The sequence below is a fragment of the Paenibacillus sp. NRS-1781 genome, assembly GCF_050467745.1.
Lineage (GTDB): Bacteria > Bacillota > Bacilli > Paenibacillales > Paenibacillaceae > Paenibacillus > Paenibacillus terrae_A.
This window is the reverse complement of the sequence record NZ_JBITPI010000010.1, coordinates 14,585-38,699: the sequence shown is the minus strand read 5'-3', so window position 1 is coordinate 38,699 and position 24,115 is coordinate 14,585. Positions and strand designations below refer to the sequence as shown.

Here is a 24,115-nt window from a genome sequence, read left to right as displayed (position 1 = left end):
CGATGGTTCAGAAGCAAAAAGGCGCGTTATCCGCACTGCTCGTTGTTCTGTTCATCCTGTTTGCCGGGTTTGCCCTGTTTCCGCTATTTGCCGTGACGCTGGCCTCGTTCAAGCCATCGACGGAGCTGCTGCGGTACGGCTTGAATCTCAAGCTGGAGTGGAGCATCATGTCCTTGAAAAATTATGCATTCATCTTTCAGGGGACGACGGATTATTTTCAATGGTACTGGAACAGTATTGTGATAACCGTTGTGTTCACGGTGCTATGTTTGATATTGTCCGCCATGGTGGGCTATGGACTAGAGATGTATCGGTTCAAGCTGAAAAATGTGATTTTTACGCTCGTCCTGGTCGTGATGATGATACCAGTAGAAATTATTATGCTTCCACTCTATAAGCTGATGATCGGCATGAAGCTGATCAACACGGTATGGGGCGTCATTCTGCCATTTGTTGTCGCGCCGATTCCGATCTTTTTCTTCCGTCAATATTTGAGCGGGGTCCCGAAGGATTTTATGGATGCTGCACGGGTTGACGGCTGTTCGGAGTATGGCATTTTCGTGCGGATTATGATGCCTCTGATGGCGCCCGCGTTCGCAGCGATGGCTATTTTGCAGGCTATGAATAGCTGGAATAACTTCCTGTGGCCGATGATCGTACTGCGTACCAATGACATGCTGACGCTGCCGATTGGTCTGTCCAGTCTGTTGACGCCGTATGGCAACAACTATGATGTGCTGATCGCCGGGTCGGTGCTGGCTATTTTGCCAATTCTCGTCGTGTTCCTGTTCTTCCAGCGTTACTTTATTGAGGGAATGACCGCAGGCGGGGTAAAAGGATAATCGTTGCCGTAATTGATTTTCATTCTCATTTTCATGCTCTATGACCTGCACAAGCTATAGGTAAACGTGGTATGATATTTGAAAGATTTCAAATACAGACATATTCAGGCGGAGCGTGGAGAACCTATGGAACCAACAGAAACCCAGAAAACCGATCCGGCCCCGATGACGTCAACCGTCAGCATGGAGGATATTGTACGGGCGCATCATATGCTGCGTGATGTCATTGTACGTACACCTTTGCAGCGGGATGCCGTCCTGTCGGCCAAATATAACTGTAACGTGTATCTGAAAAGAGAGGATCTCCAGGTCGTGCGGTCCTTTAAAATCCGTGGAGCCTACAACATGATTCGCAGCCTGACTCCCGAGCAGATGGAAAAGGGCATCGTGTGTGCGAGTGCGGGGAATCATGCGCAGGGTGTGGCTTTTTCATGTAATGCGCTGGGCATTCACGGGAAAATATTCATGCCGAGCACAACACCCAATCAGAAGGTGAAGCAGGTTCGTCGCTTTGGCGGCAACAGTGTGGAGGTCATCTTGACCGGGGATACGTTCGACGATGCATACGATGAGGCCATAAAGGTGTGCAGCGAGCAGAAGATGACCTTTATCCATCCGTTTGATCAACCGAAAATTATTGCAGGTAACGGTACGATTGCGATGGAAGTGATGGAAAGTTTGGATACGCCAGCAGATTATGTGTTCGTGACCATTGGCGGTGGCGGTTTGGCGGCAGGCATAGGCACGTATTTCAAAACGGTCAGTCCATCCACCAAGGTCATTGGTGTAGAACCGCTTGGCGCGGCGTCGATGACGGAAGCCATGCGTTTGAACAAGGTGGTTACGCTGGAGCAAATAGACAAGTTCGTTGACGGAGCCGCTGTTAAGCGTGTCGGTCAGTTAACATATGACATTTGTACACGTACCCTGGACGATATTGTGAAGGTGCCGGAAGGTAAGGCGTGTACTGCGATTTTGGAATTGTATAATGAAAATGCGATTGTAGTGGAGCCTGCGGGCTCGTTGCCTGTAGCAGCATTGGATATGTATCGTGAACAGATTCAGGGCAAAACGGTTGTTTGCATCGTCAGTGGTGGCAACAACGATATTGACCGTATGCAGGAGATTAAGGAACGGTCCCTGATTTACGAAGGACTGAAGCATTATTTTATGGTAAAGTTCCCGCAAAGAGCAGGAGCGCTGCGTGAGTTTCTTCAGGATGTGCTTGGACCGGACGATGACATCACAAGGTTTGAGTATACGAAAAAGAATGACAAGGAGAACGGCCCGGCGCTGGTCGGCATTGAGCTGTTTCACAAGGAAGACTACCTTCCCTTGATTGAACGAATGAACCGCAAGGGGCTCGAATATACGGAACTGAACAAAAACGAAAATCTGTTTAACATGCTGATTTAACAAGGATGGAGCCTGCGGGCTCCTTTTTTTGTAACAGAAATTTGCAAAATTCGATTCCAGTCGCTCCAGGGTACATAACATTATGCGTAGTTTATAAATTTCATTTTATTTGAAATAAAGCGTTTACAAAACTGGAGTTAATAGGTTAATATATATGTAACTTCATAAGTATAAACACTAATGTAATCTGTGTATTACCTGATTTTCATCATAAAAATGAATTTGGAGGTGCGTAAGAATGATGAAATCCTGGAAAAAATCAGTACAGGGTAAATTGGCTCGAACGGCGTTTGCCGCCGTAACCTCGGCTGCATTATTGCTATCCGTGGTGCCGTCGGTATCGGCAGAGCATTGGGCGTTAACTGGTGATGTCGCGGTACATGATCCGTCCATCACGAAGGAAGGCAATGCATGGTATATTTTCTCCACAGGGCAGGGGATACAGGTTCAAAGGTCGGATGATGGACGTAATTTTTACAGATTACCACAAATATTTCTGTCGCCGCCATTATGGTGGAAATCGTATGTACCTAATCAAACCCCGAACGATGTCTGGGCACCGGATGCTCAAAAGTACAATGGACGAGTATGGGTTTACTACTCTATATCTACTTTCGGTTCCCGCACTTCGGCCATCGGATTGACTTCTGCAACGAGCATAGGAGCCGGAAGCTGGAGAGATGACGGACTGGTGCTGCGTACAACGCAATCTGATGATTACAATGCCATTGACCCGAATATGGTCATTGACGCTTCCGGTAACCCTTGGCTTTCCTTCGGCTCATGGAACACGGGCTTGAAAGTCACCCGTCTGGACAAAAATACGATGAAGCCTACAGGGCAGATTTATTCCATTGCGAAGCGTACCGCTGGCGGTCTGGAAGCTCCACATGTTACATACCGAGACGGTTATTATTATCTGTTTGCTTCCATTGATAACTGCTGCCAAGGTGTAAACAGTAATTACAAAATTATTTACGGTCGCTCCACCAGTATTACTGGACCGTATGTGGACAAGAGTGGTAAAAAACTGATGGATGGCGGCGGAACCGTATTGGATGCGGGGAATGACCGTTGGAAGGGACCGGGCGGTCAGTCTATTTATAACAATGGAGTGATTGCGCGTCATGCCTATGATGCGACTGATAACGGAAATCCAAAGCTGCTGATTAGTGATCTGAAATGGGACTCCGCAGGTTGGCCTACGTACTAAAAAATGTGGGCTAGATGGAGTCATCCATATAGCGATCTCACCTAGGTATAGCCAAAAACTGTTCCTCCAAAGGGGGAGCAGTTTTTGGCTTGCAATGTCATAGAAACATGCTATTATGAATCGAGTTGATAATAATTATCATTATCGCCATCGTCATGAGCGTTATGGTGGTTTCAGGTATGGAGGGAGTGCCTCGAATGCAGTTTAAAGGCAGAGCAGATAAACCTGCGGCTCGGATAGAAGGCACAGCTCCCGAAGTAGCCTTTGTAGCCCGTCCTTTACTCCGGGCGGGCCGGATTCGGCAGGCGCTGCTATTCATAGGTGCTGCTGTGTTGCTGGCCTTGGCCATGTTTGCCGCGATTTCTCTTGGAGCCAAGGACTTGACCTTAGGCACGGTATGGGCGGCAGTATTCCACTATGATCGTTCATTGATGACACATCAGATCATTCATGAGCTAAGATTACCGCGCGTGCTGGGGGCGGCTGTCATCGGAGCTGCGCTGGCGGTGGCAGGCTCTCTAATTCAGGGGATTACGCGCAACCCGCTGGGAGATACAGGTGTGTTAGGCATTAACGCAGGAGCGATGTTCGTGGTCGCTGTGAGTTTTGCCTTTTTCCCTAATCTTCCTTATGGAACGTTAATCGTACTGTCATTCCTCGGGGCACTGATGAGCACCTTGCTGGTATTTGGTCTGGGAGCTTCCGCGCCCGGGGGATTGACGCCGATGAGATTGACCGTATCTGGAGCAGTGACGGCTGCTCTGTTAGGCTCTATGACTTCGGGGATTGCGATATATTTTGATCTGAGTCAGGATTTGGCCTTTTGGTATGCGGGCGGTGTCGCCGGAATCAAATGGTCGCAGCTTGAGATTCTTGCGCCAATTTTGCTGATTGTGATCGCTTGGTCTATGGGGCTGGCACGCTCTATATCCCTGATTTCGATGGGCGATGAGGTGGCGCTGAATCTTGGATTAAATCTCAAGCGTATCCGGCTGCTGGGTCTGCTGACCGTGGTGGTACTGGCCGGATTGTCCGTGTCCGCAGCCGGGGCCATCGGCTTTGTAGGGCTGGTCATTCCGCATATTGCCCGCAAGCTGATCGGTGTGGATTATCGCCAGATCGTACCGCTGTCTGCGTTATTGGGAGCTGTGCTGCTGGTGTTGGCTGATTTGGGAGCGAGAATGGCGAATCCGCCGGAGGAGCTGGCTATTGGCATTATGGTGTCTTTTATCGGGGTGCCCTTTTTCCTCTTTCTCGCTCGTAAGGAAAGGAGGGATTTGTAGTGAGTCGCTCTTTAGGGACCAGGGATGCAAGAAGGAGAAAGGCTTGGCTCGTTTGTTTGGTGTTGGCGGGGCTCAGCTTTGTTGTCATTGTTCTGGGTCTGAATACCGGAACGATTCGCATTCCACCGCTACGCGTGCTGGATACGCTATTTGGCGGGGGAAGCGGACGTGATCATACTGTTCTGTTCGAATACCGTCTGCCGCGTATCGTTGTAACGGTACTGGCTGGGGCCGGATTAGGAGCAGCCGGAGCTGTGATGCAGGGCTTGTCGCGGAACGCACTCGCTGACCCGGGGGTGCTGGGGCTTCACGCGGGCGCTGCGTTGGGACTGGTGATGTTCGTCAGTTTCTTTCGCGATCTTGAAGGATCGGCAGCCGTGCTGATCCCCCTGTTTACTTTTGCAGGAGGTGTCGTGGCGGCGGTGCTGATCGTGCTGTTGTCCTATAACCGGAACAGAGGAATCGTGCCTGTGCGTCTGATTCTATCCGGCATCGGAGTAGCCTCGGGCCTCAGCTCTATAACGCTGTATTGGTCCTTGCGGCTCGATGAGGATACTTACGCGTTCACCGCACGCTGGTTGGCTGGCAGCGTATGGGGCCGGGACTGGATACATGCGGCGGCTTTGCTGCCGTGGATAGTTATTGTGTTGCCCTACGTTTTGTCACAGACGCGCAGCCTGAACAATCTGTCGCTGGGCGACGAGACGGCGGCTGGAATTGGTACGAGTGTGAAGCGTCAGCGGCTGTTGCTGTTGGGTGCAGCCGTGGCCCTATCCAGCGCCAGTGTGTCTATGGCTGGAGGTATTGGCTTCATTGGGCTTATTGCGCCTCATCTGGCTCGCCGTCTGGTTGGGCCAATGTATCAGCATTTGCTGCCGGTGGCCTGCTTTGTCGGAATCGTCATTTTGGTCACTGCGGATACGATTGGACGCTCTGTGTTTCAGCCGAATGCGATTCCGGCGGGTGTGGTGGTTGCTGTGGTAGGGGCTCCGTATTTTTTATTTTTGCTGTCCCGTACGAAATGACGGATGGAATAGGTACATAAACCAACAAGCTGAAGCTTTCTATATAGATCATTTTATATGGAGATTTTATGACATAGGAGGAATAGTAATGACAAATAATGGTTCCTATTATTCAGGATTCAAGCGTTCATGGGTGGGCATGGTTCTTATTTTATGTATGGTGATGCTATCCGCTTGTGGACCAGCAGCAGACAACCAAGCTGCCGATACGAAAGCGGCGGACAACGGTGAGAAAACGGTCAGCGCGGATTCGCGTATTGCCTCGATGTCCATTCATTTAACGAACAATTTGCTGGCGCTGGGCATTACTCCGGCTGGTTCGGTCATTGGCGGAGATGTGAAGGACTTTTTGCCGCATGTAAAAGATCGTCTCCAAAATACCCGCAAGCTGGGCGTTGTCACAGACCCGGATATGGAAGCTGTGCTGGAGCTGCAACCTGATCATATTTTTCTCGACAAAAAATATTCGGGAACCGATGTAGCCAAGTATGAAAAAATCGCGCCAACCGAGGTCTTTGATCTGGATGAGGGCACATGGAAGGACCAACTGAAAAAAATAGCTGTTATGGTCAAGCATGAAGCGCAGGCGGACGCTTTCCTGAAAGATTACGACGCTCAGCAGGAACGAGTTAAAAAGCTGATTCATCAAAAAATCGGCGACGGAACCGTGATGGCTGTACGTGTGACGGCGAAGGAAGTCCGCGTAATGGGCATGAAGCGCCCGGTAGGCCCGCTGTTGTATCAGGATTTGGGCCTGAAGCCAGCCAAGGGTGTGGAAAAGATCAACAAGGCATATCAGGTCGTATCCCAGGAGGTTTTGCCGGATTATGATGCCGATGCGATCTTTGTCATTATCAGTAAAGGTGCGGATGCCCAAAAGGTGTACAAGCAGCTGGAAGGAAACGCGGTATGGCAAGGACTCAAAGCAGTGAAGCAGGGTCATGTTTACATGCTGGACGGACAGCCTTGGCTGGACTATTCGGCGATGGGACACAAAATCGCGCTGGATAATGCAGAGCAGCTCTTTTCCAAATAAGCTTTAGCGTACAGCAAAGCCGTATCCCTTGATGCATCTTATTGCAGGCGGGGAATACGGCTTTTTGGCACGAACAAAAATCGGGCAGCTCCAAGTACAGATGAGGCTTGCGTCTTATGAATGTTTTTTGCGTAAAAAAATCGGCTTGAGACCGATGAAGCCGATGGCGGCAAGGATCAGATTCACCCAGGGCGAGATGCTGAACACGGGCAGTACGCGGCGCAGGGCCAGCCCGGCGACGAGAATCACCACGACTAACACGACATACAGCAAGATGGATTTGAGGTCTATGCGGGGCTTCACGGGCGTATAGTCCTGCTGTGCTTCCTCTCCTTCTTCCGGGCGGTCCATAAAATTCATCAGCGTTTCAACCAGCAAGATGGCTCCTGCGGCGATGATGATCAGAGTGGACAGGTTAACTTTTTCAAAAGGAGCAACATCTCCGCCTGTAAACGTTACAAACCATCCGATGATTGCCTGTGTCAAGAAAAACATGGACAAGGAAATCCATGCAATAAGTGTATAATTTTTGGATTTATTCATTGCTTCCTCCTGCTTTGCGGGCGTATTCCGGTCTGGCGGAACCGCCAATACGTAACAAAAACAGTATACGTGAGTAAGCTGCGGATGGCAAAAGGCTTTATCTGCGCAATGTATATTACCGCAGCATTCTCCACAAACTGGATAAAGGGTGAGCACGCGGGGCATCCTGAATGTAAATGTGGGGAGGATGTGGCATCATGAAGCTGGATAAGCAGGCGGATTATACGGTTAATAAACGGCTGGAAGCCGCTCCAGTTAGAAACAGCGTGGAGGCCATGCCTGTGAACGTGAGTCATCGGAGCGTTCAGGGAACATCCCCGACGTACCGTATTCTGAATGATGCTGAATGGGCTCAGGATACCGAGTTTGCAGGTGATCTGGGTGAAGAGAGCTACCGCAGCTTATGGCATGAGGATCAGAATAGCGGTGTCTCCTGCAGGTTGGACTGGGAGGGGCGTACGGAGACCCACGAAATGTTCAGGAACAGCTACGAATAGTCTGCGGGATGAAAGTGACTTTCCCTACCAAGTAATGTAATATGGCGCTCTCCGTTATTCGTTGCGGGGAGCGCCATTTATTCCCTTTTTCTCCGTTATAACTGACAGGTTGACAAGGAAGCAGGGCAATGATAGACTGATTTTACTATAAAACTTATTAAACTTATCGGAATTAAAGTGAATGGATATTTTGCTGAGCATCCATGTTACAATATACGTTTGACATATTCGCATTAAATCATTAATTATCAATCATTAATCATTACAAGAAGCTTCACAAGGTGGGGGTGCCCATGCAGCATACAGCTTGGTGACGGTGAAGCTTGAAACAGGGGGACAATCATGATGGAACGGCAAATTGGAATTCGCTTTGAAAATGAGGAGCTGGCCGCAACGATTCATTATCCAAGCAATCCGAATGAAGGAGACGGTCAGAGACGGGTACCGCTCGTAGTGATATGTCACGGATTTGTGGGCAATCGGATCGGGGTAGATCGGTTATTCGTGAAGACTGCTCGTGAGCTTGCGGAAGGGGGATATTTTGTCCTGCGCTTTGATTTTGCGGGTTGCGGGGAAAGCACGGGTGAATACGGTAAGCAGGGGTTGGAGTCGATGATTAATCAGACACGTACCGTGCTCGATTATGCGGTGAATTGTACAGATATCGACCCGACCAAGGTGACGCTGATTGGTCACAGTCTGGGTGGCGCGGTCGCTCTTCTCACAGCGGTACGGGACAAGAGAGTACAAAATTTGGTGCTTTGGTCTGCGGTCGGCTACCCGTTCAATGACATTGTTAAAATTACGGAGCGGAGCGTGTACGATGAGTCCGTGAAAAGCGGTCAGGCCGACTATCTGGGCTATAAGTTCACACCTTCATATTTTGAGTCGCTTGCCCAGTTCCAGCCGTTTCAGGAGGCCGTCAAGTTTAACGGCGATGTGCTCGTTATTCACGGAACCTCGGATGATATCATTCCTGTGGACTATGCATTCCTGTTCCAAAAGGTATTTTGGATGCGTCAAGAGGGACGCTGTGACAAAGAGATTATTTTTCAGGGAGACCACACCTTCTCCTCCGGTAAAGAGCGACAGCGGTTGATCGACCGGACGCTGGAATGGCTGGATGAGCAGGAGAATATTCAGCGGGATTGGCAGCACTGGATGATCTGATTTCAGGCTGCAACGGATTGTATTGGAAATTACGCCTCCACCGGAGTAAAATGGAAGAGTAACACTATACTGGCGTGTGGAGGTTGGCAGCGATGACATTACCCTCAATTTTTGTTGCGCACGGTTCACCGACACTGGCTTTAGAAAACAACGCATACACCAGCTTTCTTGCAGAGCTGGGCGCGAGCCTGCCCCGACCCAAAGGAATAGTCATCTTTTCCGCGCATTGGGATAGTGCTGATCAATGTATCGGGGCGGATGACCGGCATGCGACGTTGCACGATTTCTATGGCTTTCCTGAACAAATGTACACACTTGATTACCCTGCACCAGGCGATCCGAAGCTGTATGAGGAGATAAAGCATCTGTTCAGTCAGCATAACCTGTTCCACCAGCCGGTACGGAACCGGGGACTGGATCATGGAGCATGGGTGGTTTTGCGGCATATATATCCTGATGTGAACATCCCGGTCGTCCCGCTCTCCATTGATTCCAGACGTGCTCCGCAGGAGCAGTATGAGATTGGGCGGATGCTGGCACCGTTGCGTGAACAGGGCATATTGATCATCGGAAGCGGCGGATTGGTCCACAACTTGCGAACACTCAAGCAGACGAATGAGCCAGCAGATTGGGCGGTTCAATATGATAACTGGATCGGTCAGCAGCTTCAGGAATGGAATTTACGTCATTTGTTCCAATATGATAAAAAGGCTCCTTATGCCAAACAGGCGGTTCCCTCTTATGGGATAGAGCATTTTTCGCCGCTGTTTTACGCGATGGGGGCTGCGGATGACCAGCGCTCGGCGCAGAAGCTTTTTCAGTCCTATGTCCTGGGCTCACTGAGTCTCAATTGTTGGGTTTTCGGTCAAGAACGTGATACGTAAATGTGAAAAAAGAACGTTCGAATCTATAAACCACGGCAGCATAGCTGCACAAAAAAACAACCATTAGCCCGGAGGGTAACGGTTGTTTTTTTGGGTAGCTTAAGCTATTTTTCGAGCAGGATCTGCTGGAAAGGTATCTTTATTTTTACGGAACAGTCCACGCAGGAAGGGCAATACCCAACGATCCAAGCCAATCCGTCCAGCGTTTGCGCCAGCAACGACAAGGAAGATTTCAAACAGCAGGTAGATTGCATTGGTGCTTACTGTGCCCGAGAATAGGAACGAGAAGTTCATAACCATTGCCATCAAGGCAGCTAATGTAGTCAGTGTACCAAGAAGCAGGCCAACTCCGACCAGGAACTCACCCAGTGGGATCAGGACGTTGAACAGACCGACATTGGGTAGAGCAAAGGCTTCAAGGAACGAACCCCACCAGCCTTGTACAGCGGGGTGTTCTCCGCCTGTCTTAGCAATGGCCCCCGAGATAAATCCGCCTGCATCGAATCCGCCAGTCAGCTTCTCAAGTCCATGGGTCATCCATTCATAACCCAGATAAACCCGTACTACAGTCAGCAGCCACATCGCTACTTTATTTTCTCGCAACCAGTTGTTAAACATTCAAACCACTCCTCTTTCTTATCTCTTATAATGTTGGTTGTATTTCATTGGTTTGGGATGATCATCTCTGCTACACCCTTATTGTATTAGGTTCAGTTACAGTTATTTGTGATAAAAATCACAAAGTATGAATATTTTTTAAATTTTAATGTCTTCAGATAAGTATTCTATAGTGATGAGGAGCTTCAATCAAGACAAAAACAGGAAATAACGCTTATAATGAGAAAAATGTCTAACTGGAGGGATGAATTTGTTCGGGCCCATTTTCAATCGAAGCCAATGGTTGCGTGTGATGACCTCGGTTTTGCTATGTATGACCATGATGTCCTGTTCTGCTATGTCCAAATCGGGTGAATCAGAACCCGTGCCCCAACCCATTAAGCAACAAACACAGCCGGAAGCGCTTGAACCGTCCAAGGAAACGAATATTCCGGCATTTACAGCTCCGCTTACCGGCCTTCCGGTGGAGCAGCGTGTTCTGGAACGACCGCTTGCGATTATGATTAATAATGCTCCAGCCGCACGACCTCAGGCGGGACTTAGCGAGGCTGACATGGTATATGAAGTTCTCGCAGAAGGTGGAATTACACGTTTGGTAGCTTTTTTCCAAAGTCATGGTGGTGATGTGAAAATAGGTCCGGTCCGCAGCATCCGGCCGTATCTGATTGAGCTGGGCGAAACTTACGGGGCGTTGCCGATACACGCCGGGGGAAGTACAGATGCCTATGCGATTTTACAGCAGCAACGAAAAGAGCATCTGGATGAGATTTCGAATGGGGGAGCTTACTTCTGGAGAAGCAAGGATCGCCGTCCTCCACACAATCTGTACACAGATGTGAACAGACTTCGCCAAGGAAGCGAAAGTAAAGGCTACGCCAAGCAGACGGTGGTTCCGGTATATAACTACCTTAAATTCGGTGAAGCTTCGATCATGGGAGACGGGGAGGCAGTATCTTTGCAAATCCGCTTTTTGCTTAAAAGCTACAAGGTATCTTACATCTACGATCCGTCAGATCAGCAATATAAGCGTTTTGTGAACGAAAAGTCACATGTGGATCAAAACAATAACAAGCAGCTCTCTGCGGCCAATGTCATTGTGATGAGCACCAGGCACCAAATGCTGGATGATGTAGGTCGATTGAGCGTTGAGCTTAAAGGCGGTGGAGAGGCTATGTTGTTTCAACAAGGGAAGTTGATACACGCCGAGTGGCAGCATACGCCCGGTGATGCTATTCGTTTTATGAAAAATGGAGTTGAAATTCCATTGGTACCAGGTACATCCTATATACATGTGGTTCCGGCGGACGTTTCGCTGAACGAGCATGTAAGTGTAGAAGTAAAATGAGGAATCCATAATCCACCTTTCTAGATATAATTTGTCGCATAATGAACTTCCTTGTCGGGCAATGTATACTTAATATTATGAAATTTGCCTTTACAAACTTTACAAAAACATTGATGAGTGTGATAAGATAGCAAAGGTTGTCTAATGCAGTCGAAACAGGTTGCGGATATTTTCGTAAAGGGGTAATCGTTAATGAGATTGAAGAAAAAGGATATATTCTTCGAGACGTTGGAAAATATGGCAGATACAATCGTGCAAGCAGCCGATTACTTTGCCCAACATACTTCAAATCTTCAAGATGTGGTTCTGTTTACTAATGAAATGAAGAAGTATGAAAATAAGTGTGATGATTACACACACACGATTATTACTGAGCTGAACAAGACCTTCATTACGCCGCTGGAACGCGACGATATCATGGAACTGACAACGACCATGGATGATGTGCTGGACGGTCTGGAAGCGACGGCCTCTCGTTTTTATATGTACAACATTACGGAGCCGGACGAGTATATTGTGCAGTTCGCTGATATTTTGCGTCAGTCGGCTTATGAAATCCAGAAGGCTGTACATTTGCTTTCACAGAAGAAGCTGCTGGCCATTCGTGAATACACCATTCGCCTGAATGATTTGGAAAATCAGGGGGATGAGCTGTTGCGTATTTGCATCAAAAACCTGTTTGCAACTGTGACTGATCCCATTGAACTGATTAAACGCAAAGAATTGTATGAACGCCTAGAAACGACAACGGATTCATGCGAGGATGTTGCAAATATGCTGGAATCCATCATTATGCGTAACTCGTAAGGGAGTCCTTTTACATGGATACAAGTTTACTGGTATTGGGTATTGTTATTTTTCTTGCTCTGGCATTTGATTTTATTAACGGTTTTCATGATACGGCGAACGCTATCGCAACCTCGGTATCTACCCGTGCGTTGACGCCGCGTCGTGCGATTATTATGGCTGCGGTTATGAACTTTCTGGGAGCCATATTGTTTACAGGGGTTGCCAAGACGATTGGTGGCAGTGTGGCTGACCCTACCAAGCTTACGAACGGGATTGATATCGTCATTGCGACACTGATCGCAGCGATTATCTGGAATCTGCTCACATGGTGGTTCGGTATTCCTTCATCCTCTTCCCACGCCTTGATTGGTGCGCTGGCCGGGGCTGTGTATGTAGGTGCGGGATCAGAGAAATTGAACTGGAGTGGCTTCATCGGGATTGTTGAGGGACTTATTTTCTCCCCGCTGATTGCTTTTGTTATTGGTTATATTGTGATGATCATTTTAAAATACGTTTTTGCTCGTCGCAGTCCGCATACGGTGAATAAAGGTTTTCGCACGATGCAGGTCATTACGGCAGCGCTTCAATCGTTCACGCACGGTACGAATGACGCTCAGAAGGCAATGGGGATTATTACATTTGCACTCGTTTCAGCGGGGTATCAGGATCATCTGGAAGTGCCAATGTGGGTTAAAATTTCGGCCGCAACAGCAATGGCGCTTGGTACGTCTATTGGGGGCTGGAAGATCATCAAGACGATGGGCACCAAGATTTTTAAAATCGAGCCGATCAATGGCTTCGCCGCTGATATTTCCGGAGCTTCGGTTATTTTCACAGCCACGCTGCTTCATTTACCAGTAAGCACCACTCATGCGATAACTTCGGCTATTTTGGGTGTTGGTTCTGCGAAGCGTTTTTCCGCTGTGCGTTGGTCGTTGGCTGGTAGAATTATCATTACTTGGGTTATTACCATTCCAATTTCTGCTTTATTGTCAGGACTGATTTTCAAAATTCTTTTTTAGTTCATCATTATTTCTAGGGAATAAGTACACACTATGGGATACACAATAAGCCTCCGTCCGCTTTTTGCGGCAGGGGCTTATTGGCATTAAAGAACAAACACAGGCCCAGTAAACCTTACTCGACCAGAGAGGTTCATGAAACATTTCAAAAAATATCTGACATCAAAGTAGTCAATTTTTGATAACTCCTGTAGAATAAACAAAAAACTTTGAACCGTTCAACTGACTGGAGGAACTTATGCAAAAATCCGGAAAAATAATAGCACTCATGATTTGTCTGTTTTTTGTGGTTGCCCTGGCCGGTAATTTTGGCGTAGTGGCACATGCAGAAAACATAACAAAATATGATATCGGCACGGATACAACGTTCGCGCCTTTTGAGTTTGAAGATGTAGGCGGTAAATTTGTCGGAATCGACATGGATCTGCTGGCTGCTATTGCCAAGGATCAGAATTTTGACTATACCATCAAGCCTCTTGGCTTTAATGCGGCAGTGCAGGCCCTTGAAACGAATCAAGTGGACGGCGTTATTGCCGGGATGAGTATTACAGATGAACGTAAGCAAAAATTTGATTTTTCTGAACCGTATTTTGATTCAGGTGTCGTCATGGCGGTCCGTAAGGATAATGATACGATTAAGCGCTATGAGGACCTGAAAGGGCAGCGTGTTGCTGTCAAAACGGGAACCGAAGGCTACACGTTCGCAGAGTCCATTAAGGCCAAATATGGCTTTACGACGGTTCCGTTCGATGATTCCTCTCAAATGTACGATGAGGTTAAGACTGGAAACTCAGTTGCATGTTTTGATGATTATCCGGTGCTGGCATACGGAGTGACACAGAATAATGGACTCAAGCTTGTGACGGATAAGGAAAAAGGTGGTTCTTACGGTTTCGCTGTAAATAAAGGGAAAAACCAGGAGTTGGTGGAGAAATTTAATGCAGGGCTTGTGAATCTCCGCAACAGCGGGGAATATGACAAAATCATGTCCAAGTATCTGGGCGAATCCGGTAAAGGTGCGGCACCTGTTGAACGTGGGCGCTGGGAACTCATTTCCGCTTCCCTGCCTTCGCTGATCAAAGGAATGGGAAATACGCTGCTGTATACACTTGTATCCCTGCTGGTAGCTTTTGTGCTGGGTCTGGTGTTTGGCTTTATGAAGGTGAGTCACAATAAACTGTTCCGTGGTATTGCCACAGTTTTTGTCGATGTATTCCGTGGTATTCCGCTGATCGTACTTGCTTTCTTTATTTACTTTGGTATTCCGCAGGCACTGGATTTTAAAATGCCGCTCTTTGTCGCGGCTGTACTGACGTTGTCTCTGAATGCGGGAGCTTATGTGACGGAGATCATCCGTGGCGGTATTCAGTCCATTGATCCGGGACAAATGGAAGCTGCTCGTTCTCTTGGGTTGCCATACCGGACGGCTATGCTCAAAATCATTTTGCCGCAGGCTGTGAAAATCATGATCCCGTCGTTTATCAATCAGTTGGTTATTACGTTGAAGGATACTTCGATTTTGTCCGTTATCGGCCTGGTCGAATTGACCCAATCGGGTAAGATCATTATTGCGCGGACGTTCCAATCCTTTGATATTTGGCTGGTGGTTGCGGTGATGTATCTTATCGTCATTACAGTCCTGACCAAAATTTCCAACCGTCTTGAAGGGAGAGTTCGCCGTGGGTAAAATTATCGTCAAGAACCTGAAAAAAAGCTATGGCAGTAACGAAGTACTGAAAGGCATTGATATGCAAGTACAGGAAGGCGAGGTTGTCTGCGTCATTGGCCCCTCGGGTTCGGGGAAAAGCACGTTTTTACGTTGTGTGAACATGCTGGAGGAAATTACCGCAGGCGAGGTCATCGTGGATGACTACAACTTGAGTGACAAGAGTGTGGACATTAACAAGGTCCGTGAAAATATAGGCATGGTGTTTCAGCATTTCAACCTGTTCCCGCATATGACGGTGCTCAAGAACATTATGTTTGCGCCAACAGAATTGGGTAAACAGTCCAAGGCAGAGGCCCGGGAGACGGCCATGAAGCTGCTGGAGCGTGTGGGCTTGTCTGATAAGGCAGATGCCTTGCCAGGACAGTTGTCTGGCGGTCAAAAGCAGCGCGTGGCGATTGCACGCGCGCTGGCCATGAACCCGGATATTATGCTGTTCGACGAGCCGACCTCGGCGCTTGATCCTGAAATGGTCGGAGAAGTGCTTGGCGTCATGAATGATCTGGCCCGTGAAGGTATGACGATGATGATCGTGACGCATGAAATGGGTTTTGCACGCGAAGTAAGCGACCGTGTCGTGTTCATGGATGGAGGCTACATCGTCGAGGAAGGAACGCCACAAGAGGTATTCGGTAATCCGCGAAATGAGCGGACGATTAGTTTCTTGGAAAAGGTGTTGTAAGTGTGGCAGGGTTTGCGTTGAATGTGTGAGTGTGCTTGTTGTGAGACGCTCCGTGGTCCATTTGATCTTTCGATCGCTGACGCTTCTTCAGATTCAAATGTACCGCTTCGCTACTACTCGCTGAATCGACTCCTTTTTTCGCAATAGCCTGCCCTACTCTTTTGGGGTGGAGCAGGAGAGGGAACTGGCGCAGCGCTGTGCTCTGCGCTGGGAAGCACCATCCGACCGTGGAGTGGCACTTCGTGGACGTTAGGTAGTTGTTCTTTTATGATATTTATTTTCATAAGTGGAGGGCTTACTTTGAAGATAAGGACTGCTCATCGCGAGGATATTCCGGCTTTGGCATATTTAATGGAGGAATTGGGTTATTCTACATCTATAGAGGAAATGAAACAGAGATATGAGCGTATCGCTTCTAATCCTAACTATCATACCCTGGTTGCTGAAATGGAAGGGGAAGTGGTGGGGATGGTGGGGCTACACTATGATGTTTTTTATGAAAGAAATGAAGATTATGCGCGTATCGTTGTTTTTGTGATGGATTCGAAACATCGTAATAAAGGCATCGGCAAGGCGCTAAATCAGGAGGCGGAAGCTTGGGCCAAAGAGAATGGTTTGGTTGCCATTGCTTTGAACAGCGGTAATCGGAGTGAGCGACAGGATGCGCATCAATTTTATCGACGGTTAGGCTATGAAGCGACAAGCACAGGCTTTGTGAAATTAATTGAAGCATAGTTGTCATTATAAGTTGAGGATTTTGTGAAATCCTGAAGTTAGCTCCTTAACAGATAGAGAGATGGAACATATCGTTTGAGTTGGATTTATATTCATAAGGATATTTTGGGGATGGTGATGGCCCGGAGATATCCTTTTCTTTATTTGGCTGTATGAAGCATGAATATGAGGCTTGAGATTTGTATAACGCTGAATAGCTTATATACAATATATATAGAATTAATGACAGTAGTGCTAGGCGAGGGGGACGTACGGTGATACGTACATTGGTTATAGGCCATGATCATCAGGTGACGGTGGGGCTGCCACTGGAGCAGATCGTCATGGAGGATTATATATGGATGTGGGTGGATTTTAGCGAGCCTACCGATCATGAATCAGAGCTTCTGACGAGTTATTTCCATTTTCATCCGTTGGCTGTGGAGGATTGTTTGCATGTTCTGCAACGTCCGAAACTGGACTATTATGAGGATGTGCAGTTTCTGGTGGTACATGCGCTGGATGTAGATACATTGGATGCGGAAGAAGTGGATATGTTCATTAGCAGCCGTTACTTGGTGACGTACCATCATCATGAACTGGAGGAGCTGGATCAGGCTTGGGAACGGATTGTCCAGCATGCCAATGAACGCAAAATTTGGTCGCGTGGGCCGCTGGCTGCGGCTTATACGGTGGTGGACAAGCTGGTGGATAACTATTTCCCGAGTTTGTTCATGATTGAGGATGAGCTGGCAGAGCTGGAGAGCCTGGGCGGGCGTGAATCAGTGGAGGACTTGATGAAGCAGGTATTTGCTCTGCGAGGCAGGCTACTCAAGCTGCGCCGTACAATTGTGCCGATGCGGGATTTGATGTACAGGGTCCTTAATTCGCAGCATGTGCAGGGTAAAGGAGAGCATATGGCCTATTTTACAGATATTTATGACCATCTGCTGAAGCTGACCGACATGCTGGAGGCCGACCGCGAGATGACAGCCGACCTGAGAGACAGTTATATTTCGCTAAATTCCAACCGTATGAATTCAATCATGAAGACGCTGACCGTCATTACGACTGTTTTTATGCCCCTGACGCTGATTGCGGGGATCTATGGTATGAATTTTTCGTATATGCCCGAGCTGGGCTGGAAATATGGTTATTTTGGAGTGCTGTTCTTTATGTTCATATTAAGTGCAGCGATGGTAATCTGGTTTATGCGTCGGGGCTGGTTTAAATAAAATTGCCTACTTCCTCTTGCGCTTGCTCGGACGTCTGCGCGGGGTCGTGGTGCTTTTGCGCTGTGTCTTTTTTCGGCGTGTGCGAGGTGGTGTGTATTCATCCAATTCCTTGGTGAGTTCCTTTGCAGAATTTTTGCTCGCCGATTTACCCAATCCTGGGAGTGAGCCCATAATCAGCTTCGCCATTGGCGCAAACTGCTGCACGCTGGACATGACCTTTTGTACCTTGCCGAAAGTAGCGACAATCCCGTCAATGCCGCCCATACGGTCAATGAAGCCTTTAATTTCGTTGAGATTGCTAAGGCTGCCAAGACTGCTAAGACCGCCGAGCAGTCCTCCTTTGGCTGGGACCGGATCAGATGTGACCACGGCGGCAGATTCTGTAATATTTGATGGTGCCTCGTAAGGCACGATTCCGGAGGAATCGACTTGCGGAACATCGCTGTACGTGTCGAGTCCCGGATATGAAGAGGAATTATACGGATCGGAAAGGGAACGCTGTGGCGGCCTCCGATGATAGTAGTTTCCAGGCATGAGATCACATTCCTTTGTTGGTTGATACTCTAATGTATGTTACAAACGCACAGTGGGTTTAGGCGCGTGTCCCGAAATTAGGTATAAAAGCGGATTTGGGCTATAGCACAGTACGATCCTGCTAAAAAAATAATGCTGTTCTGTGATGCGTGAAATCGTTAACGCTTGAAAAACCAACTATTCCTCGGGTACAATGGGGATAGATCGTAACCTTGGGAGATGATAATCCATGCAGCTCAAAAAGCTTAATGATAAAAGTATTGATCAATTGTTCGAAGCCATCCTAACTCTAAAAAATTTGGAAGAGTGCTATGTATTCTTCGATGATTTGTGCACGATTAATGAAATTCAGTCGCTCTCTCAACGTTTGGAAGTTGCCCGTATGCTGGGTAAAGGTAGTACGTATAACCAGATTGAAGCAGAGACGGGTGCCAGCACAGCTACGATTTCACGTGTTAAGCGTTGCTTGAACTACGGTAATGACGGGTATAAATTGACACTTGAGCGTCTGGGGCGCTAATGCGAAGCCCTGGGGTACTGGTCATTAGCCATGGCTCAAGGGAGTCGTATTGGGTGGAACAGGTGGATCAGGCTGCCGCAAAGCTTCATTTGCCGAAGGACATGCCGTTAGAGGTTTCATTTTTGGAAACGGTTAAAGGCAGATTGATCCAGAATGGAATTGATCGTTTGGAAGCTCTAGGTGTGACAGATTTGCTGGTTGTGCCCTTATTTATGTCGTCAGGCAGCACGCATGTAGATGAGATCAGTTATGCGCTGGGAGTCAAGGTTGCGCCAGACAAAGAAACGGATTTTAAGCCTTTTCGAATCAAGGCGTGTGTGCATTTTGGCAGTCCGGTGGATGACGGAGAAGATGTGGCTCACATGGTGTGGGACAAGGTTAGCCCATTGTCGGTCAATCCTGCGAGAGAGACTATTTTGCTCGTGGGACATGGCAGTGTGCATGATGGCTTTTTTCAGCGCTGGGAGCGAGGGATTTCTTCGTTAGCCCGTAGGGTGCAAAGGGTGAGTAGTATCGCTACGGACTACGCCTTGCTGAATCCTGAGAGTGTATATGATAAGGCAGCGTACTGGAAGCGAGAGCGGGGTCATGATGTTATAGTGGCGCCGCTTTTTGTAAGCTCGGGATATTTTACAAGTCATATCATTCCTGGACGATTACAGGGGCTTGAATACCGTTATTCGGGAGATCCTCTGCTGCCGCATCCCCTGCTTACAAGCTGGATGAACGGGCAAATTCATGAACTGCTGCAAAGAATGCAGCAGCAGGATTGAGCAACAGGGCGCTTGATTCAGCTACAGCTTTATCATAGCCTGAAATTTCCGTATTTAGGTAAGCGTAGGCTTCTTTTATTGTAAAAGAGATCTTTTTCCAGTATGATGATATTTTGTATAGAGTGAATGTGATGAATGAGAATATAAACCTAAATATCATTAAATATACGGGTGGCGTAACGGGAATGAAAAGTGCTAGATTAATCTATAATCCGACCTCCGGACGCGAGGAAATGAAGCGTCGCCTTGCGGACATTTTGCAGCGTCTGGATGAAGGCGGTATTGAAGCCTCTTGCCATGCAACTACGGGAGAAGGGGATGCAACTCGTGAGACGATGGATGCCATTGAGCGCGGGTATGATATGATCATTGCCGCAGGTGGGGATGGTACATTGTACGAAGTGATTAACGGAATGGCTGAAAGGGAAAACCGTCCGCCCTTGGGCGTATTCCCGTTAGGTACGACGAATGATTTTGCCAGAGCCTTGGGCATTCCCAAGCAATGGGAGGACTATTGCGATCTGGTCATTCGTCAAAATGCGAAGCCGCTGGATATCGGAAAAGCTAATGACCGCTATTTTATTAACATCGCGGGTGGAGGGACTTTAACCGAGCTTACGTATGAAGTTCCCAGTAAGCTGAAAACGATGATTGGACAGTTGGCTTATTATTTTAAGGGTGTGGAGAAAATGGTCAGCCTTGCCCCGCAAGAACTGATTATCAAGGCATCGGGTCAGGAAGTGATACACGACGAGTTCATGCTTTTCCTGATTGCTAATACGAATTCGGTGGGCGGATTTGAAAAGCTGGCGCCCGGTGCGACCATTGATGATGGGCTGCTCGACGTGATCGCTGTGCGCAAATGTAATCTGGCGGAAATGATTCGGCTCGTGACACTCGCGCTGCGTGGTGAGCACTTGCAGGACAAGAAAATCGTATATTTTAAAACGGATTACATGGAAGTCACCTCGCCCGGCTATGTTCAACTTAATCTGGATGGCGAACTGGGTGGAACCCTGCCAGCAACCTTCCGCAATTTACCGCATCATTTGAATGTTTTTCGGTAAGGAAAGACGATGCAGTATAGTATATGAAATGTAGAGCTGGAAGTTATTTTTCGCTGTGACGATATCGGTTCTTGCCGTTCTCCGTGGGGAGTAACGGCATTTTCGAGTTCACGGTACTGGCGTTAATGAGTGGAGTAATGGCCGCGTGATATATATGAGGCTGTATGCCGATCATGAGCATCAGCAGGTTTGAAAAGATTATCAGAAAGAAGTGACATCTAAAATGACGAGTAGCCGTAGCGGACGTGGAAAAAGCCGCCGGAATGAAGCAGCTCCCAATCAAGGGAAGCCGCAGAAAAAGACCATGCCGATGAACAGTGAAAGAGGACAGGGACAGCTTCGAGCTGGGACCGGAAATGGAAACAGAAGTGTGAGTGGAAGTGCGCAGGAAAGGGAACGGAAGACATCGGAAAAGGGACGTGGATCGCATCGCGCTTCCCGTGGTGGACGAAGTCAGGATGCATCCAATCGTAACCGAGTTAGTGCAGAGCAGCGTACCGATCTGCCAGTGCAAAAAAACGATGAAGCCGTGATGGACATCATCGGCATGAACCATGACGGCGAAGGCGTGGGGCGTGTTGAGGGCTTTACACTGTTCGTCCCAGGCGCGTTGCCGGGTGAAAAGGTACGGATAAAGGTGCTGAAAACGAAAAAGCAGTACGGCTATGCCAAGCTGCTGGATATCGTTCAGGCAAGCCCCGACCGGATTGCAGCTCCCTGCGCCATCTACGATCAGTGCGGCGGCTGTCAGATTCAGCATATGAGCTACGAAGCGCAGCTGGGTTGGAAACGGCAGCATGTCGTGGACGTGCTGGAGCGTATCGGGAAGCTGGAGGTGGAGGGAAATGAAGGTTCCATCGCAGGTGAACAAGCTACGGTGAAGGTACTTCCTACGCTGGGCATGAACGATCCGTGGCGGTACCGCAACAAGGCCCAGGTGCCGATCGGCGTCACCGAAGGCGGGCTTGTCGGCGGCTTCTACGCACGTGGCAGTCATCGTATTGTGGATATGGACACCTGTCTCATTCAGGACGAGCGTAACGACGAAGTCGTTGTACGTGTCAAAGAGATTGGACGGACGCTGGGCATCAGCGCATATAATGAAGAAGCTGGACGCGGACTGCTGCGTCACGTCGTCGTTAAGACTGCTTTTCGTACAGGTGAAATGATGCTGGTGCTCGTTACGAATGGACGAGATATCCCACACGCAGATGCCTGGATCGGCAGTATTCGTGAGCATATCCCACTCGTGGCAAGCATTTGCCAGAACGTGAATACCAAGCGAACGAATGTTATTTTTGGCGACGAAACCCGTGTACTATGGGGCCGTGACGTGATCTATGATTACATCGGAAACGTCCAATTCGCTATTTCCGCGAGATCCTTTTATCAAGTGAACCCTGTTCAAACCGAAGTGCTGTATAGCAAAACCGTCGAATATGCCGGACTCACGGGCAAAGAAACGGTGATCGACGCGTACTGCGGCATTGGCACCATTTCCTTGTTCCTCGCTCAACATGCGGATCAGGTATACGGAGTGGAGATCGTCAAAGAAGCTATTGAGGATGCACGGAGTAATGCGCTGTTGAACAATATGCGCAATGTGAAGTTTGAGGTAGGCGCGTCCGAAGACGTCATCCCCGCATGGAAAGAGCAAGGCATCACAGCCGACGTCATCGTCGTCGATCCACCCCGCAAGGGCTGCGATCCTCGCCTGCTCGAAACAATTCTGGAGATGAAGCCAGAGCGCGTGGTCTATGTATCCTGCAATCCGAGTACGCTGGCACGGGATTTAAGGATACTGGAGGATGGCGGGTATAGAACGGTGGAGGTTCAGCCCGTGGACATGTTTCCCCATACGGTGCATGTGGAGTGTGTGGTAGTAATATATTGATATAAGAAGCATTGATGTACGAGGGTTTAAGAGCAACTTGGATATGTTCTCGCATTCAAAAAAATGCTTTAGGGTTGAGTGCGGGGACATATATTATTTACATATATAAGGCATGTGGAGTGCTCAGTGTTACTAAAATGGAAGGGTGCCGAGTAGTATTCGCACCCTTTTTTCTATGCTCCAATAAACGATGGAGCAGCGAAATTGTAATGTATTTGCTTAATGCTTCCATCAACACCGATCTCAACTGTATGAATAAGTGATTGAATGATCGGCTTCAGAATTCGTTCATCATCGGTATCCAAATTGGTGATTTTCTTAATCTGTTGACGGAATTCATGTAACAATTGCTCAGTATCTTTCTCAGTCTCGATTTCGCTATCCAATTCAGCTTGCCGCATTTGCAATGTCTGCTGTTCTCCAATCAATTGTTCGTTTTTTTCTTGAAATTGATTGATCGTTATTGCCTGACGCGAATAAAGTTGAAAGAGGCTGTCGAACTCGGAAGATAGCTGTTTTAAACGCTTAGTGACCTTCTGGTGCTCTTTCGTGAAAGAAGGTGTGTTCCTATCTAATTCGCCACAGGCCGCCTTGTAGAGGCTCTCAGGCCTTGTGTGATCTGTTATCAGCGCCTTAAGTTCTGCCTTAACAGTCTCAAAAGGTTAGGGGCATCAATAAGGTGAGAGGTACAGTATTGTTTCCCATTTTTCACATACTTACCGCATACGTAGGCCCCGCCCTTACCCCGATCTTTCCGATACATCATGCCTTTTCCACAATCAGCACAGACTGCGATATGTGCGAACAAGCTCTCCTGACCATTTGAATTTCTAATGCCTTTAGTTCTCATCTTCTCAAGAGCTGCCAAATGTTCGTCGTGGTTGATCAGAGCAACATGCGTATTAAGGTTTACGATCTGTTTATCCTGAGGTACCTTTCTCCTCTTCTTTGAAATGAAGTCTATCGTTTCGTCCCAGTGTTGGACTAAGTTTCCGGTATAAACGATATTCTCCAATATGACCCGTATAGAGCTGTCATGCCATAGTGTTCCGGCATTTTTCGCCCCTGAGACGGTTCGGGGAGTAGGCACTCTTCTGCGATTCATTTCGTTCTTAATCCGGCACCATCCCCATCCTTCATAGAGATAGAGATTGAAGATTTCACGGACGATTGGCGCGTAAGTTCTATCAAAACCTCATGCCGAAGAAATTTTTCTAAAAGGTTGTTGTGCAACAAAGAATTAATACTGTAATCAATCCCACAATCACCCCCGCGAGGCATTCGCCT

25 protein-coding genes are annotated in these 24,115 nt (G+C 48.1%); 20 read left to right on the top strand and 5 right to left on the bottom strand.

All coding sequences use genetic code 11. From position 1 onward, the window contains the following. Positions 1-2 precede the first annotated feature (2 nt). From ACIFO6_RS02810 to ACIFO6_RS02785, 6 genes are all read left to right on the top strand, one after another. Complete coding sequence (locus tag ACIFO6_RS02810; RefSeq protein WP_430037913.1) at positions 3-842, top strand: carbohydrate ABC transporter permease; 840 nt, start codon at positions 3-5, stop codon at positions 840-842. 126 nt (positions 843-968) lie between these two features. Beyond that, positions 969-2,258: a threonine ammonia-lyase IlvA gene (gene ilvA / locus ACIFO6_RS02805; RefSeq protein ID WP_430037910.1), complete on the top strand. Its 1,290-nt coding sequence runs from the start codon at positions 969-971 to the stop codon at positions 2,256-2,258. A 238-nt stretch (positions 2,259-2,496) separates the two neighbouring features. Beyond that, positions 2,497-3,471 (top strand): glycoside hydrolase family 43 protein, encoded by a 975-nt coding sequence (locus tag ACIFO6_RS02800; RefSeq protein ID WP_430037907.1) that lies wholly within the window; start codon positions 2,497-2,499, stop codon positions 3,469-3,471. 197 nt (positions 3,472-3,668) lie between these two features. Further along, positions 3,669-4,754, top strand: a complete 1,086-nt coding sequence (locus ACIFO6_RS02795) for a FecCD family ABC transporter permease (protein ID WP_430038009.1) — start codon at positions 3,669-3,671, stop codon at positions 4,752-4,754. Continuing rightward, positions 4,754-5,779: a FecCD family ABC transporter permease gene (locus ACIFO6_RS02790; RefSeq protein ID WP_430037904.1), complete on the top strand. Its 1,026-nt coding sequence runs from the start codon at positions 4,754-4,756 to the stop codon at positions 5,777-5,779. The genes ACIFO6_RS02795 and ACIFO6_RS02790 overlap by 1 nt, the downstream gene beginning before the upstream one ends. Before the next feature lie 88 nt (positions 5,780-5,867). After that, complete coding sequence (locus tag ACIFO6_RS02785; protein WP_430037901.1) at positions 5,868-6,815, top strand: ABC transporter substrate-binding protein; 948 nt, start codon at positions 5,868-5,870, stop codon at positions 6,813-6,815. 114 nt (positions 6,816-6,929) lie between these two features. Here the strand turns inward: ACIFO6_RS02785 and ACIFO6_RS02780 are convergent, their stop codons facing one another. Beyond that, entirely contained in the window at positions 6,930-7,358 is a 429-nt protein-coding gene (locus ACIFO6_RS02780) for a hypothetical protein (RefSeq protein ID WP_430037898.1), read from the bottom strand. A 197-nt stretch (positions 7,359-7,555) separates the two neighbouring features. On the opposite strand from ACIFO6_RS02780, the gene ACIFO6_RS02775 reads away from it, so the two are divergent. The 3 genes from ACIFO6_RS02775 to ACIFO6_RS02765 all read left to right on the top strand — a co-directional run bounded on the left by ACIFO6_RS02775 (position 7,556) and on the right by ACIFO6_RS02765 (position 9,909). Further along, positions 7,556-7,855: a hypothetical protein gene (locus ACIFO6_RS02775; RefSeq protein WP_430037895.1), complete on the top strand. Its 300-nt coding sequence runs from the start codon at positions 7,556-7,558 to the stop codon at positions 7,853-7,855. Positions 7,856-8,200: 345 nt separating this feature from the next. Continuing rightward, the gene (locus tag ACIFO6_RS02770) at positions 8,201-9,025 is read left to right on the top strand and encodes an alpha/beta hydrolase family protein (protein ID WP_430038006.1); all 825 of its coding nucleotides are present in this window, start codon (positions 8,201-8,203) and stop codon (positions 9,023-9,025) included. A gap of 92 nt (positions 9,026-9,117) precedes the next feature. Then, positions 9,118-9,909: a dioxygenase family protein gene (locus ACIFO6_RS02765; protein WP_430037892.1), complete on the top strand. Its 792-nt coding sequence runs from the start codon at positions 9,118-9,120 to the stop codon at positions 9,907-9,909. Between the two features lie 99 nt (positions 9,910-10,008). Here the strand turns inward: ACIFO6_RS02765 and ACIFO6_RS02760 are convergent, their stop codons facing one another. After that, positions 10,009-10,527, bottom strand: coding sequence for a DoxX family membrane protein (locus tag ACIFO6_RS02760; protein WP_044647040.1), 519 nt, complete (start codon positions 10,525-10,527; stop codon positions 10,009-10,011). Between the two features lie 244 nt (positions 10,528-10,771). On the opposite strand from ACIFO6_RS02760, the gene ACIFO6_RS02755 reads away from it, so the two are divergent. The 7 genes from ACIFO6_RS02755 (at position 10,772) to corA (ending at position 18,040) form a co-directional block, all read left to right on the top strand. After that, the gene (locus ACIFO6_RS02755) at positions 10,772-11,872 is read left to right on the top strand and encodes a DUF3048 domain-containing protein (RefSeq protein ID WP_430037889.1); all 1,101 of its coding nucleotides are present in this window, start codon (positions 10,772-10,774) and stop codon (positions 11,870-11,872) included. 192 nt (positions 11,873-12,064) lie between these two features. Then, positions 12,065-12,679 carry a DUF47 domain-containing protein gene (locus tag ACIFO6_RS02750; protein WP_014279877.1) on the top strand — a complete coding sequence of 205 codons (615 nt, stop codon included), beginning with the start codon at positions 12,065-12,067 and terminating at the stop codon, positions 12,677-12,679. 14 nt (positions 12,680-12,693) lie between these two features. Continuing rightward, positions 12,694-13,683 carry an inorganic phosphate transporter gene (locus ACIFO6_RS02745; protein WP_430037885.1) on the top strand — a complete coding sequence of 330 codons (990 nt, stop codon included), beginning with the start codon at positions 12,694-12,696 and terminating at the stop codon, positions 13,681-13,683. 238 nt (positions 13,684-13,921) lie between these two features. Further along, positions 13,922-15,370, top strand: a complete 1,449-nt coding sequence (locus ACIFO6_RS02740; RefSeq protein ID WP_430037882.1) for an amino acid ABC transporter substrate-binding protein/permease — start codon at positions 13,922-13,924, stop codon at positions 15,368-15,370. Then, the gene (locus ACIFO6_RS02735; RefSeq protein ID WP_430037879.1) at positions 15,363-16,091 is read left to right on the top strand and encodes an amino acid ABC transporter ATP-binding protein; all 729 of its coding nucleotides are present in this window, start codon (positions 15,363-15,365) and stop codon (positions 16,089-16,091) included. The genes ACIFO6_RS02740 and ACIFO6_RS02735 overlap by 8 nt, the downstream gene beginning before the upstream one ends. Positions 16,092-16,391: 300 nt before the next feature. Then, entirely contained in the window at positions 16,392-16,826 is a 435-nt protein-coding gene (locus ACIFO6_RS02730) for a GNAT family N-acetyltransferase (RefSeq protein WP_430037876.1), read from the top strand. Between the two features lie 254 nt (positions 16,827-17,080). Beyond that, positions 17,081-18,040: a magnesium/cobalt transporter CorA gene (corA, locus tag ACIFO6_RS02725; RefSeq protein ID WP_430037873.1), complete on the top strand. Its 960-nt coding sequence runs from the start codon at positions 17,081-17,083 to the stop codon at positions 18,038-18,040. Between the two features lie 6 nt (positions 18,041-18,046). On the opposite strand, the gene ACIFO6_RS02720 is transcribed toward corA, so the two are convergent. Further along, positions 18,047-18,574 (bottom strand): tyrosine protein kinase, encoded by a 528-nt coding sequence (locus tag ACIFO6_RS02720; RefSeq protein WP_430037870.1) that lies wholly within the window; start codon positions 18,572-18,574, stop codon positions 18,047-18,049. Between the two features lie 229 nt (positions 18,575-18,803). Here ACIFO6_RS02720 and ACIFO6_RS02715 point away from each other — a divergent pair, with 229 nt between their 5' ends. The 4 genes from ACIFO6_RS02715 (at position 18,804) to rlmD (ending at position 22,828) form a co-directional block, all read left to right on the top strand. Next, positions 18,804-19,094 carry a YerC/YecD family TrpR-related protein gene (locus ACIFO6_RS02715; RefSeq protein ID WP_014279885.1) on the top strand — a complete coding sequence of 97 codons (291 nt, stop codon included), beginning with the start codon at positions 18,804-18,806 and terminating at the stop codon, positions 19,092-19,094. Continuing rightward, positions 19,094-19,867 (top strand): sirohydrochlorin chelatase, encoded by a 774-nt coding sequence (locus tag ACIFO6_RS02710; RefSeq protein ID WP_430037867.1) that lies wholly within the window; start codon positions 19,094-19,096, stop codon positions 19,865-19,867. Before ACIFO6_RS02715 ends, ACIFO6_RS02710 begins: the two co-directional genes overlap by 1 nt. 185 nt (positions 19,868-20,052) lie before the next feature. Continuing rightward, positions 20,053-20,934, top strand: coding sequence for a diacylglycerol kinase (locus ACIFO6_RS02705; RefSeq protein ID WP_430037864.1), 882 nt, complete (start codon positions 20,053-20,055; stop codon positions 20,932-20,934). A 223-nt stretch (positions 20,935-21,157) separates the two neighbouring features. After that, a complete protein-coding gene (gene rlmD, locus ACIFO6_RS02700) occupies positions 21,158-22,828 on the top strand; it encodes a 23S rRNA (uracil(1939)-C(5))-methyltransferase RlmD (RefSeq protein ID WP_430037862.1) in 1,671 nt (556 codons plus the stop codon). A gap of 173 nt (positions 22,829-23,001) precedes the next feature. Here rlmD and ACIFO6_RS02695 read toward each other — a convergent pair whose 3' ends face one another. Together ACIFO6_RS02695 and ACIFO6_RS02690 are read right to left on the bottom strand one after the other, a co-directional pair. Then, entirely contained in the window at positions 23,002-23,235 is a 234-nt protein-coding gene (locus ACIFO6_RS02695) for a hypothetical protein (RefSeq protein ID WP_430037859.1), read from the bottom strand. Positions 23,236-23,453: 218 nt separating this feature from the next. Further along, positions 23,454-23,999 carry a recombinase family protein gene (locus ACIFO6_RS02690; protein WP_430038003.1) on the bottom strand — a complete coding sequence of 182 codons (546 nt, stop codon included), beginning with the start codon at positions 23,997-23,999 and terminating at the stop codon, positions 23,454-23,456. Positions 24,000-24,115: the final 116 nt, after the last annotated feature.

Coding starts and splice junctions, on each gene's coding strand:
- ACIFO6_RS02810 (WP_430037913.1), top strand. CDS start 3: ATGGTTCAGAAGCAAAAAGGCGCGTTATCCGCACTGCTCGTTGTTCTG.
- ilvA (WP_430037910.1), top strand. CDS start 969: ATGGAACCAACAGAAACCCAGAAAACCGATCCGGCCCCGATGACGTCA.
- ACIFO6_RS02800 (WP_430037907.1), top strand. CDS start 2,497: ATGATGAAATCCTGGAAAAAATCAGTACAGGGTAAATTGGCTCGAACG.
- ACIFO6_RS02795 (WP_430038009.1), top strand. CDS start 3,669: ATGCAGTTTAAAGGCAGAGCAGATAAACCTGCGGCTCGGATAGAAGGC.
- ACIFO6_RS02785 (WP_430037901.1), top strand. CDS start 5,868: ATGACAAATAATGGTTCCTATTATTCAGGATTCAAGCGTTCATGGGTG.
- ACIFO6_RS02780 (WP_430037898.1), bottom strand. CDS start 7,358: ATGAATAAATCCAAAAATTATACACTTATTGCATGGATTTCCTTGTCC.
- ACIFO6_RS02775 (WP_430037895.1), top strand. CDS start 7,556: ATGAAGCTGGATAAGCAGGCGGATTATACGGTTAATAAACGGCTGGAA.
- ACIFO6_RS02770 (WP_430038006.1), top strand. CDS start 8,201: ATGGAACGGCAAATTGGAATTCGCTTTGAAAATGAGGAGCTGGCCGCA.
- ACIFO6_RS02765 (WP_430037892.1), top strand. CDS start 9,118: ATGACATTACCCTCAATTTTTGTTGCGCACGGTTCACCGACACTGGCT.
- ACIFO6_RS02760 (WP_044647040.1), bottom strand. CDS start 10,527: ATGTTTAACAACTGGTTGCGAGAAAATAAAGTAGCGATGTGGCTGCTG.
- ACIFO6_RS02755 (WP_430037889.1), top strand. CDS start 10,772: ATGAATTTGTTCGGGCCCATTTTCAATCGAAGCCAATGGTTGCGTGTG.
- ACIFO6_RS02750 (WP_014279877.1), top strand. CDS start 12,065: ATGAGATTGAAGAAAAAGGATATATTCTTCGAGACGTTGGAAAATATG.
- ACIFO6_RS02745 (WP_430037885.1), top strand. CDS start 12,694: ATGGATACAAGTTTACTGGTATTGGGTATTGTTATTTTTCTTGCTCTG.
- ACIFO6_RS02740 (WP_430037882.1), top strand. CDS start 13,922: ATGCAAAAATCCGGAAAAATAATAGCACTCATGATTTGTCTGTTTTTT.
- ACIFO6_RS02720 (WP_430037870.1), bottom strand. CDS start 18,574: ATGCCTGGAAACTACTATCATCGGAGGCCGCCACAGCGTTCCCTTTCC.
- ACIFO6_RS02715 (WP_014279885.1), top strand. CDS start 18,804: ATGCAGCTCAAAAAGCTTAATGATAAAAGTATTGATCAATTGTTCGAA.
- ACIFO6_RS02710 (WP_430037867.1), top strand. CDS start 19,094: ATGCGAAGCCCTGGGGTACTGGTCATTAGCCATGGCTCAAGGGAGTCG.
- ACIFO6_RS02705 (WP_430037864.1), top strand. CDS start 20,053: ATGAAAAGTGCTAGATTAATCTATAATCCGACCTCCGGACGCGAGGAA.
- rlmD (WP_430037862.1), top strand. CDS start 21,158: ATGACGAGTAGCCGTAGCGGACGTGGAAAAAGCCGCCGGAATGAAGCA.